Annotated in this window: 11 protein-coding genes; 4 read left to right on the top strand and 7 right to left on the bottom strand. The window is 60.5% G+C overall.

Translation table 11 applies throughout. The features are described from left to right. Positions 1 to 28: 28 nt before the first annotated feature. Complete coding sequence (locus N2602_RS18215; RefSeq protein WP_212258432.1) at positions 29 to 1,651, bottom strand: ABC-F family ATP-binding cassette domain-containing protein; 1,623 nt, start codon at positions 1,649 to 1,651, stop codon at positions 29 to 31. 208 nt (positions 1,652 to 1,859) lie between these two features. Next, positions 1,860 to 2,864: an orotidine-5'-phosphate decarboxylase gene (gene pyrF / locus N2602_RS18210; protein WP_246571662.1), complete on the bottom strand. Its 1,005-nt coding sequence runs from the start codon at positions 2,862 to 2,864 to the stop codon at positions 1,860 to 1,862. Positions 2,865 to 3,400: 536 nt separating this feature from the next. Here pyrF and N2602_RS18205 point away from each other — a divergent pair. Then, a complete protein-coding gene (locus tag N2602_RS18205) occupies positions 3,401 to 3,673 on the top strand; it encodes a hypothetical protein (RefSeq protein WP_172788520.1) in 273 nt (90 codons plus the stop codon). A 177-nt stretch (positions 3,674 to 3,850) separates the two neighbouring features. On the opposite strand, the gene N2602_RS18200 is transcribed toward N2602_RS18205, so the two are convergent. Continuing rightward, entirely contained in the window at positions 3,851 to 4,093 is a 243-nt protein-coding gene (locus N2602_RS18200) for a hypothetical protein (RefSeq protein ID WP_172788519.1), read from the bottom strand. Between the two features lie 130 nt (positions 4,094 to 4,223). On the opposite strand from N2602_RS18200, the gene N2602_RS18195 reads away from it, so the two are divergent. After that, entirely contained in the window at positions 4,224 to 4,955 is a 732-nt protein-coding gene (locus N2602_RS18195) for a DUF3750 domain-containing protein (protein WP_260383469.1), read from the top strand. A 106-nt stretch (positions 4,956 to 5,061) separates the two neighbouring features. On the opposite strand, the gene N2602_RS18190 is transcribed toward N2602_RS18195, so the two are convergent. The 3 genes from N2602_RS18190 to N2602_RS18180 all read right to left on the bottom strand — a co-directional run bounded on the left by N2602_RS18190 (position 5,062) and on the right by N2602_RS18180 (position 8,799). After that, positions 5,062 to 5,892 (bottom strand): hypothetical protein, encoded by an 831-nt coding sequence (locus tag N2602_RS18190; RefSeq protein WP_260383468.1) that lies wholly within the window; start codon positions 5,890 to 5,892, stop codon positions 5,062 to 5,064. A gap of 336 nt (positions 5,893 to 6,228) precedes the next feature. Then, entirely contained in the window at positions 6,229 to 7,509 is a 1,281-nt protein-coding gene (locus N2602_RS18185; RefSeq protein WP_260383467.1) for an amidohydrolase/deacetylase family metallohydrolase, read from the bottom strand. Positions 7,510 to 8,466: 957 nt separating this feature from the next. Continuing rightward, entirely contained in the window at positions 8,467 to 8,799 is a 333-nt protein-coding gene (locus tag N2602_RS18180; protein WP_260383676.1) for a PilZ domain-containing protein, read from the bottom strand. A 2,627-nt stretch (positions 8,800 to 11,426) separates the two neighbouring features. Between N2602_RS18180 and N2602_RS18175 the strand changes: the two genes are divergently transcribed. Continuing rightward, on the top strand, positions 11,427 to 11,765 hold the full coding sequence (locus N2602_RS18175) for an H-NS histone family protein (protein WP_260383466.1): 339 nt from the start codon (positions 11,427 to 11,429) through the stop codon (positions 11,763 to 11,765). Positions 11,766 to 11,842: 77 nt separating this feature from the next. Here N2602_RS18175 and N2602_RS18170 read toward each other — a convergent pair whose 3' ends face one another. Then, entirely contained in the window at positions 11,843 to 12,073 is a 231-nt protein-coding gene (locus tag N2602_RS18170) for a hypothetical protein (RefSeq protein ID WP_409241907.1), read from the bottom strand. A gap of 216 nt (positions 12,074 to 12,289) precedes the next feature. Between N2602_RS18170 and N2602_RS18165 the strand changes: the two genes are divergently transcribed. Then, complete coding sequence (locus N2602_RS18165) at positions 12,290 to 13,417, top strand: TRAP transporter substrate-binding protein (protein ID WP_212257601.1); 1,128 nt, start codon at positions 12,290 to 12,292, stop codon at positions 13,415 to 13,417. Positions 13,418 to 13,439 lie beyond the last annotated feature (22 nt).

Here is a 13,439-nt window from a genome sequence, read left to right as displayed (position 1 = left end):
CGTCATTGCAAGGTCCGCGGCCCCCTGACTAGCTCCGCAACCCCGGTGCCTCCTGCCCGGTGCGCGCGACATATTCGGTATAGCCGCCGCCATATTGGTGGATGCCATCAGGCGTCAGCTCCAGCACGCGGTTCGACAGCGTCGCCAAAAAATGCCGGTCGTGCGAGACGAACAGCATGGTGCCCTCGAAATCCGACAGCGCGTTGATCAGCATTTCCTTGGTGGCGAGGTCGAGATGGTTGGTGGGCTCGTCCAGCACCAGGAAGTTCGGCGGATCGAACAGCATCTTGGCCATGACGAGGCGCGCCTTCTCGCCGCCCGAGAGCACGCGGCAGCGCTTCTCGACATCGTCGCCGGAGAAGCCGAAGCAGCCGGCGAGCGCACGCAAGGAGCCCTGCCCCGCGGTCGGAAACGCGTCCTCCAGCGACTGGAACACGGTGCGCTCGCCGTCGAGCAGATCCATCGCATGCTGGGCGAAATAGCCCATCTTGACGCTGCCTCCGAGCGCCACCGTGCCCTGGTCCGGCTCGCTCGCGCCGGCCACCAGCTTGAGCAGCGTCGACTTGCCGGCGCCGTTGACGCCCATCACGCACCAGCGCTCCCGACGGCGGATCATGAAGTCGAGCCCGTCATAGATGCGCTTTGAGCCATAGCCCTTGTGCACGTTCTTGAGCGCCACGACGTCCTCGCCCGAGCGCGGCGCCGGCAGGAAGTCGAACGCGACGCTCTGGCGGCGCCGCGGCGGCTCGACCCGCTCGATCTTGTCGAGCTTCTTGACCCGGCTCTGCACCTGCGCCGCATGCGAGGCGCGCGCCTTGAAGCGCTCGATGAACTTGATCTCCTTGGCGAGCATGGCCTGCTGGCGCTCGAACTGCGCCTGCTGCTGCTTCTCGTTCTGCGCCCGCTGCTGCTCGTAGAATTCGTAATCGCCGGTGTAGGTGGTGAGCGAGCCGCTGTCGATCTCGATCACCTTGGAGATCACGCGGTTGATGAACTCGCGGTCGTGCGAGGTCATCAGCAGCGTGCCTTCGTAATCGTGCAGGAATTTCTCCAGCCAGATCAGGCTTTCGAGGTCGAGATGGTTGCTGGGCTCGTCGAGCAGCATGACGTCGGGGCGCATCAGGAGAATACGCGCCAGCGCCACGCGCATCTTCCAGCCGCCGGAGAGCTTGCCGACGTCCCCGTCCATCATCTCCTGGCTGAAGCCGAGGCCGGAGAGCGCCTCGCGCGCGCGACCGTCGAGCGCATAGCCGTCCAGCTCCTCGAACCGGTGCTGCACCTCGCCATAGCGGGCGATGATCTCGTCCATCTGGTCGGCCTTGTCGGGGTCGGCCATATCGGCCTCGAGCGCGCGCAGCTCGGCCGCGACCTCGCTGACGGGACCAGCCCCGTTCATCACCTCGGCCACCGCGCTGCGGCCGGACATCTCGCCGACGTCCTGGTTGAAATAGCCGATGGTGATGCCGCGATCGGTCGAGACCTGCCCCTCGTCGGGCAGTTCCTCGCCGGCGATCATCCGGAACAGCGTGCTCTTGCCGGCGCCGTTCGGTCCGACGAGACCGATCTTCTCGCCCTTGTTGAGGGCCGCGGAGGCTTCGATGAACAGGATTTGGTGGCCGGCTTGCTTGCTGACGTTGTCGAGGCGGATCATGAGTGTCTTTGGGGGGATTTTTGCGTTGCAGCGTCATAGGGCATGCGGGGCGTGAGGGGAAGCCCGGCGGGGTACGGATCGGCGACCGGCTTCGGCCACCCACTCGCTATGGGCAAGAGCCGGCCGGCGCGCTGGTGGAGGCCTGGATGGCAGGTGGGGCGTGCGCTGCCGGCGTGAGGAACCGCGTGCGGACCTCCTCCCGTGGGCTTCAACCCGTTGCACTAAGCTTCGATGGAGCCGCGATCACGGCCTTGAACAGCTCAAGACGTTCTTTGATGAGTTGTTCGTATTCGTCCAGTGCAATAGACCGATCGTCCACCCGAAGCAGACCACGAGAGACCGGTACTAGAAGATCTCCCGGATGAGAGCCCCGCAATGCATTCAATGCTGTCACATCTCCTCCCTGCGGCCCGAGCCCTGGAGCTAGAATGATGGCGTTCGGCAGCAGGCTACGAAGCCGCTTTCCTTCTTGTGGAACTGTCGCGCCTATCACGGCCCCAACCGGATTGAGGCGCGCCCCCTGATTGCAATCCTTGCCGACAGTCGCGATCAAGTCAGCGAGCCGATCGGAAATAAAACGGTTTCCCGTCATCCGGTCTTGTAACCAGCCTGCACCGGGATTCGAGGTACGGCATAAGATGAACAAGCCCTTGCCATACCTGCGAACACAATCGAGGAATGGCTCCAAAGTGTCTGGTCCCATCATCGGATTAACGGTTAGGCAATCCGCCTCAAAGTCGCCGCTGCCACCAGCAGTCCCAGGCGTGAGGTAGGCTCGCCCATACGCCGCGGCGGTCGATCCGATATCACCGCGCTTCGCATCAAGAATCACGCCCATACCCGCACTCCGAGCCCGCTTCATTGCCAACGACAAGGCATTGAGCCCTGCAAGGCCATATGCCTCGAAGTAGGCAGATTGGAATTTCACGAAGCCGACCCGACCAATGGTCCGGTCCAGGACGAAATCAAGGTATCGGGGCAGCCAATCGAGGCGCCCGCCCTCGCTCTCGAAAGCCGCGGGAACATCTGGCAGATATGGATCAATGCCTACGACGATGCCCCCGTAGCTCGACGCATTCGCTTGAACGATGTCAGTCCACGCCTCGGCTCGCATTCCGTCTTCCTCCACCCATTTGGCAACACATAGCCGATCAGCGATTGAGTATCCATCGCAGCCGAGACCTTCGAGCGCCGGCGCGTTGCCGCGGCGCATCCGCGCCACGATGGACTTCCTCGCAGCACGTCTGTCGGCCCTGCGGATATGAGTTGCGGCTCATGATGCAGGGCCGGCGATGCACCCGTGCATCACGATCGCCAACTCGATGACAACGGAGTTACGACGAGCAGCCCCGCGCTCTACCCACCCTACGAGCTGAGCATAATAACGACGACAGCGAAGCTCTACGCCAATGATCATTGCGATGATCGAGATGGCATGAACATCGTCTTTCTCTAGTTGCGGTCTTTGCAGCTAAGCGATTGGACGTGCTTTACGAAAAAGACCGTCCAGACGACTATGCGCCGAGAGTGATCTGGATCTGGGAGCCCCCTGCACAAGATCTATATCGGATCCGGCAACGGAGCGGAAAACCCGAACATCCTGATGCTGTGCAGCAAGGGGTGGTCCATCAATTTTCCGGGTTGGCGTCCAGCTCCCTGAGAGGAGCGGACTGGGGCCGGTCACACTTGACATGCCACGACAACCTAAGGGAGCATCTGGCGTTTTTTCATCATTTGGAGATTGCCGCGATGACTACCATCCACATGGACTCGTCCGTAAGCCAGACTGTCACCCGCGCCGTTTTGAACGGTGGAGTTCTGGTCTGCACCAAGTCCAGCGACAAGGACGTTTACTCTCATTCGATTTGGGCGACCGAAAGCAACATTCGGCAGTTCACGATGCACGAAGGTGACAGTATCGTCATCCCACCGGGTTCGACATTGACCATCTGGATATTCCGCAAGCAGCCAGGAAATTCGACTTGGACCATGGATTTTGAACTCAAAGAAAAGGCTGCTTGATGCGCCTTACGAAAAGGCCGCTCTCGGGCAATCCGTGAGCGGTCCCTTGACCGGAGTCTCCGGCATTCTGGAAGGCGGCCCTCCCAGCGCCGCCATCCTCGCGATCATCTCGCCGCTTACCAGCAAGTCATAAATCGCCGCAGTCTCCTTGTCACGAAATGCGCAAGCTCACAGCTCCTACCGCCGGCGCGCGATCCACACTCCGGCCAGGAAAGCGACAAACAGCGACCGTAGAGGCGCTTTCATCGTGACCTCTCGCAACCGGTCAGCCCATCGCCTGGCGGAATCCAGCGAAGGCGAGTCGGGTTGTGGCTTGGCCGCTCCGGAACCTGGCCGCGGGCTTGAGATCTGCTCCAAGCCGTCCTGATTGGCTGCCAAGCCGGAGGCTTCCGTCATCGCCGCAGCTTCCTTCATGTCCATGCGCGTGCTCCAATCCTGCTGCGGTTGCGGAACAACCACCTGATCTCAGCGCCTTCGGCTCTGGCGGCGGCATTCATGCGAACTATATGGTTTGTCAAACGTCCGCCGCATCACTCCCTTGAAGAAGCCCTTGCTGATCTTTCTGTTCCTTGTCTTGGCACCGCTGGCCGCGTCGGCGGTGAGATATTTCTGGCTGGGCGATGGCCGCCAGAATTGGCAAACCGCCGATCGGTCGAGCGCAGGTCTTCTGCTTCCCGCTGCCGATCATCCCGAAGCCGTCATACGGGTGTTCGGGGCGAGAACGGTGCGGTGGCGCAGCATCTTCGCGGTTCACACCTGGATCGTCGTCAAGGAGAAAAATGCCCCGACCTACACCCGCTATGACTACACGGCGTGGGGCGAACCGATCCGCACCAACGGCTTCGCTCCGGACGGGCGGTGGTTCGGCGCGGCGCCAGAAATCATTGTGGCCGTCAACGGAGAGCGCGCCGAGGCGCTGATCCCCAAAATCCGATACGTGATCGAAAACTACCAGTTTCGGTCCTATGGAGATTATAGCGTCTGGCCCGGTCCCAACTCGAACACCTTCGTGCAGGCGGCCCTCGATGCCGTCCCCGAGCTCCGAGCCGTGCTGCCGCCGACCGCGATCGGCAAGGACTTCCCGTACACGGGTAAGTGGGTCGGCCTGACGGCGTCCGGCACAGGCATCTATGCTTCGCTTGCCGGATATGTTGGCTTTTCCGTCGGCTGGGTCGAAGGCTTGGAGATCAATTTCTTCGGCGCCGTGCTCGGGCTCGACATCCGACGCCCGGCGCTCAAGCTGCCTGGTCTCGGCCGCTTCGGGGTGACGCCTGGGCTCTAGGAGGAAGAGATCCCATGATGCCTAACAAGCTGGCCATTTTTAGGAGCATCGAAACTCGCCAACGGATCATAAGCCGTCATTCGACACTAAGGCGGCCTCAATCCGTTCACGGCGGCAAAAATGCCGCGACTGATCCGACGACTTCGCTGCTAGCTGCCGGTTGATGGGATCGGACGAAAATGAAACGAGAGGTCACGGGTATATCCGCTTCGGCTCGACCATCCTGGCCGATTAGGATCAATCCGGCGCCGCCATTTGCCACATTCAGAATAATCGGCTCGCCGCTCCATGTCTTGATCGGCTCCATTCCGATGATGAGAAATTCGCCGACAGGTTGGTCAAAATATTGGATGCGCAATTGCGGGCCGACTTCGGCCGCAGCAAGCTTAAGGCCGACCTGCTGGGCGCGTGCGTATACGTTAGCCAGGGTCACGGTGTCGAAGGTAAACCCAAGCTGCGCAGGTGATAAATGGACGAGCTCGACATTTGTCTTCTGAGAGCTAACGGTGAACGCCGGCCGAGCAAGGATTTCTGCAGCCTGACCACCGACACTGCAGCCCTTGCTAGCGAGATCGTTGCGCAAGGTAAGTGAGTTGGCGAAGGTACCTATCGTGATCGTCTTCCAGGTCGCAACGTCACGAGCGGACCTGATAGGCTGTTCGGACGCTGGGGCCGAGTGCGACTTGGGCTTCAGCCGGTTCTGCAAGACATCGCGGGCTGCGCATTGCGCGGACGCGGTACTCGCGAAAGGAACGACGCAGGCGGCTTGGAGTATGCAAGCCAAAAGGTAGCTGCAAACTCGCCTTGCGCTTGAACGGCCACTACCTGCCGCGCACCGGGCTCGGCTTCTGAAAGTAGACATGGCGATGGCTTTTTCTAGTTGAACAAAAAAGCCCGCCTCCGAGTCAATGGGAAGAACGGAGGAAAATGACGTCAATCAACATTCTCCGGCCGACTTTGAAATGCGTCCGGAGGCGGGGCCTATGGCTAGAATATTCCAGTTTCCAAATTGGCAGGCGGCAGTCCGTAAGCCTGATAACCCGCCCGTCCCATCAGCCCTAAGGGCAATGATGTCGCTCGAACATAGCACCCGGAACAAATCGGCTCAACGCCAAAGTCGGCTATCGCTCAAGGCTGCCTCAGCAGTTCCGCCCCGGCGAAATCGAAACTGCCGCCGCCATGCCCGACGGCGAACAGTGCGCCGCGCTGAGCGGCGGCTTGCCGTCCTCGACGTGCAGACATTTCCCGAAGCGGCTCGAGACCGGCGCCGACTCTATCTCACCGAGAACGGCGCCTGATAAGGCCGCCCGAAGGGCACGCCGTTGATGACGGTCTGGATCGGCTTGAGCTGGGCTTTCCCTTCCCTCCTGTTGTTGCGCGTGTCGACGAAGCTGACCGGTCCCTCCACCAGCTCCATGATCGCGACGTCGGCGGGCGCACCGACCTGCAGCGTTCCGATCTTCGGCGCGCGATTGATGATCTTCGCCGGCGCCGTCGTCGCCATTGCGACGACCTGCTCCAGCGTGAAGCCAAGCAGCATGAACTTGCTCATCACGTTGGGCAGGAAGGGAATGCCCGGCGAATTGCCGGAGAAGACGTGGATATCGGAAGAGATGGTATCAGGAGCGCATCCGCCGGGGATCGCCACTTCCGCCACGGTGAAATCGAAGCTGCCGCCGCCATGTCCGACGTCGAACAGCACGCCACGCTGCTTGGCTGCCAGGGCCGCAGGCAGCAGCTTGCCGTCCTGGACGATATTCGTGAAGACGCTCGACATGTTCGGGGCACCCGAATAGGCGTGCGTCAGCACGTCGCCCGGGCGCATCAGGTCGAGGATCTGCGACATCAGCTCCTTGGACTCGACGCCGCCGATATGCACCATCATCTTCGCCGGCCAGCCGCACATCTCGCAGGCCTGGATGCCGCGCTTGAGCGGCTCGAGCCCGTGCTTGAAGATCACGTTTTCCGACATGCGCACTTTGACCCCGAGGAGGAAGTCCGAATTCTCGGCCAGCGCCATCGCGCAGGCTTCGGTCTGCGCGGTGTCGATGTTGTAGAGCTCGGCGACGGGGAACGCGGACAGGCCGTTATTGGCGATGTGGACGAAGGCGTACATCCGAGCCCGCGTCTGGGCCACGATGAAACGGCGCAACGCCGCCAGATTGTTGACGCCGGCATCGCCCGCCGACACGACGGTCGTCGTGCCCTGGAACTGGACCAGCTCGTCGGCGGGAATGCCGATGGCCGAGCCGTAGGGATAGACGTGACAATGCAGATCGATCAGGCCGGGCATCACGAGCTTGCCCGAGGCGTCGATGCTCTTCAACGCGCGCTCGGCGGGGATCGTCTCCTGGACGGCCTCGATCACGCCCCAGCGGATGCCGATATCGCGCCTGGCGCGCAGCGACTGGCTCGGGTCGCGCACCTCGCCGCCGCGGATCACCAGGTCGTACTTGTCGTTCGGCCCCATCGTCCCGCGCGCGGGCGCGGCGAGCCCGACGGCTGCGGCTGATGTCGAGAGTGCCAGGAAATCGCGGCGTGACAACGCAGGCATGATGGTCCCCCCTCTGTGCTTTTGTTGGTAAAGGCAAACCTTGACGCGCGGATCGGCGACCGGCGCCGCGTCCGAAACCAAAAAGGATGCCGTTGGAGCTCGGGCCTCGTCGCCCGGGTGATCCAATCCTATGACCACACTCCCGCGTTGAGGAGCTGCGAAATTTTTCTATCCTCAGATGAACCTTCTTCGACAAGCATCGACTAAGCGAGCGCTCGCACCGGGGCCTAGTCATTTCGTCGATCCGGCGGAGGTCAGGCATGGACCACGAGGCGACATGCAGGCGGATGTTACTCTATGAACAGCAGCCCCTCTTCTTATCGCCGTCAAACGCATTTACAGCGTCGAACAGCCGCTTCCCTGGACTAGCCATGGCTGGAAATCGAAAGTGACGTCGAGCACGAAACGAGGTCTTCGGCTTCGAAATAACCCAATGGTGTCCACTACCGGCACCCAATGTTTGAGCGCGACTGCTGATGCTTGCGCGGTGCCGTCGCTTCAAGCAGCAGCTCTACTCCATTCTGGCTGAGGCGGTCAGAAGCACTGGCTAAGAGCTCACCACGAATGTCCTTGCGCTCCCGTCAATCCCAAGGCCCCCCTCGATGGGCTCGGCCCTCGGGTACCCTTCCAAGCCTTCGTCTGCTTCGGGTCGAAATCGGCGATACAGAGTCGCAGAAGTGTGTCTTCCGACTGGGGCCGAGGAGAGCTTAACCTGCATCAGGGAGTCTTCACCGGCGGTGGAACCCCGCAACCGTAGAGGAACGACGAGGAATACGCCTCATTGTCGGAGATCGATGGCGATCCTTGCTCTCCTCCCAAGTTGACTTACCCGGTCAGCACTGCTGGCCGGTTTTTTTCGGAGCCGAATATCCGCCGTGGTCACGAGCGGCGCCTTGGGACGATTGATCGAGACTAAGCCTTCTCAAGTCCGAAAGAGGCGTGCTGTGCAGCGCAACGCTAAAGGTGAGCGGAAACGGGCCCATTGCCGCACACCATCCGGGGGCCAAGTCGCGCTGCGAGTGCAGTGATGCTGGAATCATTCTCTAAGTTCGGCGAGCAGTGTCGCAGAAGAAAGCGGACCCCGCAAAGCGTCTCCTTCCTCCACACAACGCGACAGACGAATATCCCGGAGTGACTGTCGAACGACAGCGCAAATTCGTTCGCGAATATGTAGTACGGCGTGGAGATGCAGGCTCCCAAGGCGCTGATGTCCCGCACCATGCAAGGATGAGTCCCAATGATTTCACCGAATGACAGCCGCGCCGCCCGGTTGATTGCTATCCGCTTCATTGCACGACGTTCCATCATGGCGAGACTCCGAATGAAGAAGCCAACCTAAAATGCGCTTTCTCGCGCGACGTCGGGACCTGAAATTAAATCACATCCGGCTGACTTCGGCATTATTTAATTGATTAAATAATTTGTTGAGCCGCTCGCACTTGACCCGCGCAATGATGCGAGTTCCAATCTAAATGCTGATTTGTGATGAGTCGGGGATTGCCGTGGGTATTTACTTGCTCTCACTCGCGGCGTGCGTTGTCGGGGTTCTTCTGTTCATGGCATTCCATCGATAGGGCCGACAACGGACGCAAGCGTTACCGTGAATCCTCAGCCCAAAGCCGAAATTAATAATCTCGGCCGGTTGATTTTGACTGTGCACGAATGAGCGCGTTCAATTCCAGACATTGGAGGCGAACGTGTTATTCACTCTTTTGCTCGTCGTTCTCATCGGCGTCAGTGCAGCGGTCCTAATCGCCCATGCGATCGACGCCATGCGTTCGTGAGGTTGGGCTTGCGATTGGATCCCTCGCAGGTCGAAGTCGAACGGCTCGCGCGTGTCAAAGTCTCCGATTTCGCTGTCCAAATGGTTTCAGGCCATGGAGCAGTGGAACGCTTCCGCAAACCTCCGGACTCGGGATTTTCGGGAGGCTTCTGGCCAGGGCCGCTCTGGCGGCGTGGCATTGAGCTGACGAAGGTCGGCTAATTTGGAGTACTTTGTTCCGGTGCCCGACCTGAGGTCCCACTCTCCTCGCCTCGCCGCTGTCTGAGAACTCGCGCAGACCCGACCGATAGTCTGATCAAACACAATTGTGTTGTTGCGCCACAGGCTCCTGACGAGCGCACAATCGCGTGGCGAGGCGCTTCAACTCGCAACGCGAACGCAGCACGTCGCATTCGAAACCGATCTGAACTCCGAACCGAAACAAATGCCCGTTAATTCGCCTGAGGAACCCTAGTTGACTGCCCTTAAACGATAATTTTGATTATGACCGATAATGATGATGACTCCAGCACAACATTAAACAATATGTTGAAAACAAAATATAATGGGAGGTTGGAATGGAAGTTGCCCGCCGGTTTCGCGCAATGGCGTTGCTTTGCCGACAGAGTGCCGCGCGCTATCCCGAGAGAAGCTGGAAGCTGCTCGCAGAGGCGGAGTATTGGGAACATTTGGCGGCCACTGCTCTGACTCACTGAACTTCGGCCGACTGAATTTTGTCTTTTCTCTTTTTATGAACTGCCTCGAGGCGTGCCATGTCCAGTATGCGTCAAGTTTATACTTGTGCTGTTTTGAGCGAGCGACTCCACGCACTCGTGGCGGAGCTTAGAGAGGTCGAAAAGCTTCGAAGCAAGCTCCGACGCGTAGAGGCCAGAACACTCGGCAGAAGGCGGCGTGTCGGACTGGGTCGCGGAGCAAGAGCCGCAAGCTAACTCGGCGGCGAGATCCGCCGTCTATTCAGGATGGAGCGGTCGCACGGATTCCCGTTCGACTTCGAACTCCTGAATTCATGGATCTCGTGGCGGCGCGTCAGGTAACGTGCCCGGCGTATCGCACTCTCGGTGGGCGCAATCGCACCGCGTCCCGAAGTATGCGGCTCGAGCTTAAGACTGACAGGCCCCCCAGCGCCATCAGCAGCACGCCCAACCAGGGCAGCGCCGAGCTCCGCTCCTCCTCGACCACGCTGATCGCGATAGCCGGCGGATCCGACGAAGGCCCTGCGTCAGCGATGGGCCCCGCCGCGAGAGGCTGCTTTACATCGGCTTGGCCAGGCACTGAATGTTCGGGCGCAGCGAGCTCCGCGATGGAAGCCACCCACGTCGGGGCGGCGCGCGTACTGAGCTCCGAAGCGGCATCAGCTACCTTGAGTTCGAGCGCCGGCGGCGTCGCCGAAGTCCCCTCGGCCGGTGCCGACCTCAGTAACTCCGCGCGCGCATCAATCACCGGGCCTTGCCTGTGCCGCCCAGCCTCATTCCTGTCGGGACTGGCGCCGCCTTTCGCCGCGCGATCACGAACCGACTTTCGCACGACTGCGATGCCCTCGGCCAGGAACCAGCACTTGCGGTGGCCGTCCCGCCGATACACCCAGCGCTGGCGTGGGCCAGACGAGTTGCCGGGCCGCAGCAAGCATTCTGGCTGCACCGGCGACGTTGCAGCGGGCTCGCGAGGACCAGTATTGAACAGGTCGGTGATGGGATTGGCGGACGCAGGTGCCGCCGAAACAGCTCCAACAAGAACCAAACTGGCGAAGCAGAATCGCAAATGACCGGACATCGAAAACTCCCGGTGTTGCCCCCATCCGGCACAAGCCTTCGCGGCAAGATGGGCTCTCATGCGGCTTAAATTGGGCGATGCGATGATTAATTTTGCGCTCGGCTATCCAAATTAATAGGTCGGTCCAGCTCTAGCAGGCTGCAAAAGCGACGAAATCGAGCCACCCGCGAGCGCCGAGCGTCGCCCGCGTCCTTGTCCTCACCCAATTAAATGTTCCGCCACGATATAACCGCCGTCGCGCCTTTCTCCCTGCTACCTCGCACTTTAATGTGGATTGTACGGCTAATTTTTAAATGTCGGGTTGTCTGTCCCTTCATTTTACGGCTTGTGTGACTGGCCTTCTCACCAGAACCGGATCTGTGCCATGAATGCCGCGCAATTCAACTTGCTCTCGCTTGACGAGCTCTGGATAGTTCACCAGCAGGTTACGGCCAGCCTTACTGAGAAAATCCTGGTGCAAAAAGCACGATTGGAGGAACGGCTCCACAAGATTGGACTCGCCAACGAGGCCATACGGTTCGATCGTAAGCGTCGTCCCTACCCGCCGGTCCGGCCCAAGTATCGTAATCCGAACAACCCCGCAGAAACGTGGTCGGGTCGCGGTAGGCCACCTCGCTGGCTGCAACCGCAGCTTCGATGCGGCCGGAAATTAGACGATTTCTTGATCGAGCGGTCTTCGCTCAAAGGCGGCAGACGAATTTAGCGCCGCGGTCTCGTGCGCTGAAAAACGGCTAGCGCAAAGAAGTACTGCTTCTTCAGCCTTGCGCCTCCGAAAGTCGCCTATCGACTTTCGGCCTTTAATGCGCCCAGCGTGCCCAGCGCGTGCTGGACCTGATTTGCCGTGAGCGAGGCTGTCAGGCGCAAGCCTCGCTTCCCCGCGAGCGCGATGCCTTCGAGCTCGCCGCTGTCTTCATTGCAGGTTCCTGAAAATCCGATGCCGACCTCGAGGCCGCCGAACGCGGGGGTTCTCGCCTTTCGCCGGCCGCGCCAATGGCGGACGTCCGGCTGCATCTTTGCTGCGCTGCGACAAGCGCGAGGATATCGGCTGCCAACAGACCAGATGGAGTCGCCTAAGACCAATTGTGCGACACCGGTGCGCTTGTCGGACGCCGGCCATGCGTCCAAACTGTGATCAAAGTCGCTGGAATGCGGCATACCTCCAGCGGTTAACAACGACAAGCGCACTGAAGCGCGTTCGAACAACCAGGCCGCCAGGGAGGGACGTCCATGAGCTCAAAGGCTGAGAAGACCAGAACCACTCGTCGCAAATTCTTGCTGACGGCCGGCGCGGCCGGCGCCGCCACCATTGCCATGCCGCAAGTCAGTCGGGCGCAAACGGTGGCCCTGAAGATGCAGGGCTCGTGGGGCAAAGCCGATGTCTTCAACGAGATGGCCGAGGATTATGTGAAGCGCGTCAACGAGATGGCCGGTGGTCGGCTGCGCATCGACTATCTCGTCGGCGGTTCGGTCGTGCACCCGTTCCAGGTCTTCGATGGCGTTCATGGCGGCCAGCTCGACGCTGCACACACGGTCACTGTCTACTGGTACGGCAAGCACAAGGCCGCCTCGCTGTTCGGTACCGGCCCGGTGTTCGGCTTCAACGCCAACGAAGGCCTCGGCTGGATCCACAACGGCGGAGGCAAGGAGCTGTTCGAGGAGCTCCAGACCAAGATCATGAACGTCAACATCAAGAGCTTCTTCGCCATGCCGATGCCGACCCAGCCGCTCGGCTGGTTCAAGAAGCCCATCACCAGCGCCGATGACCTCAAGGGTTTGAAGTATCGCACGGTGGGCCTGGCCGCCGACCTCTTCCAGGCGATGGGTGCATCCGTCGCGCAGCTGCCCGGTGGCGAGATCGTGCCCGCGATGGAGCGTGGCGTGATCGACGGGTTCGAGTTCAACAATCCGACCTCCGACCGGCGCTTCGGCGCGCAGGATGTCGCCAAGAACTACATGATGGGCAGCCATCATCAGGCGACCGAATATTTCGAGATCATGTTCAACCGGACGAAATTCAACGCGCTGCCGAAGGAACAGCAGGCGATCCTGCAATACGCCGCCGAAGCCGTGTCCTCCGCCAACGAATGGAAAGCCATGGATTACTATTCGAAGGACCTGCAGGAGCTGATCAACAAAGACAAGGTCAACGTCCAGCGGACACCGAAGTCGGTGTTCGACGCCCAGATCAAGGCGTGGGACGGTCTGATCGCCCAGCTCGGCTCGGATCCGTTCATGAAGAAGGTCATGGACTCGCAGAAGGAATGGGTGCGCCGCGTGGTCTACTACAACATGAACAACGCGACGGACTACCGCGGCGCCTTCGAGCATCACTTCCCGGGGGTCCTCAAGGCGTGACGACGTCGGCGGCGCAGCACTG

Source organism: Bradyrhizobium sp. NC92 (assembly GCF_025200865.1).
In the GTDB taxonomy this organism is placed as follows: domain Bacteria; phylum Pseudomonadota; class Alphaproteobacteria; order Rhizobiales; family Xanthobacteraceae; genus Bradyrhizobium.
This window is presented reverse-complemented; position numbering and strand designations above follow the sequence as displayed.

Bases quoted from the DNA above. Each gene is read 5' to 3' on its own strand.
- N2602_RS18170 (WP_409241907.1), bottom strand. From the start codon at position 12,073: ATGCAGCCGGACGTCCGCCATTGGCGCGGCCGGCGAAAGGCGAGAACC.
- pyrF (WP_246571662.1), bottom strand. From the start codon at position 2,864: ATGCGCCGCGGCAACGCGCCGGCGCTCGAAGGTCTCGGCTGCGATGGA.
- N2602_RS18205 (WP_172788520.1), top strand. From the start codon at position 3,401: ATGACTACCATCCACATGGACTCGTCCGTAAGCCAGACTGTCACCCGC.
- N2602_RS18185 (WP_260383467.1), bottom strand. From the start codon at position 7,509: ATGCCTGCGTTGTCACGCCGCGATTTCCTGGCACTCTCGACATCAGCC.
- N2602_RS18215 (WP_212258432.1), bottom strand. From the start codon at position 1,651: ATGATCCGCCTCGACAACGTCAGCAAGCAAGCCGGCCACCAAATCCTG.
- N2602_RS18200 (WP_172788519.1), bottom strand. From the start codon at position 4,093: ATGGACATGAAGGAAGCTGCGGCGATGACGGAAGCCTCCGGCTTGGCA.
- N2602_RS18180 (WP_260383676.1), bottom strand. From the start codon at position 8,799: ATGAAGCGGATAGCAATCAACCGGGCGGCGCGGCTGTCATTCGGTGAA.
- N2602_RS18165 (WP_212257601.1), top strand. From the start codon at position 12,290: ATGAGCTCAAAGGCTGAGAAGACCAGAACCACTCGTCGCAAATTCTTG.
- N2602_RS18175 (WP_260383466.1), top strand. From the start codon at position 11,427: ATGAATGCCGCGCAATTCAACTTGCTCTCGCTTGACGAGCTCTGGATA.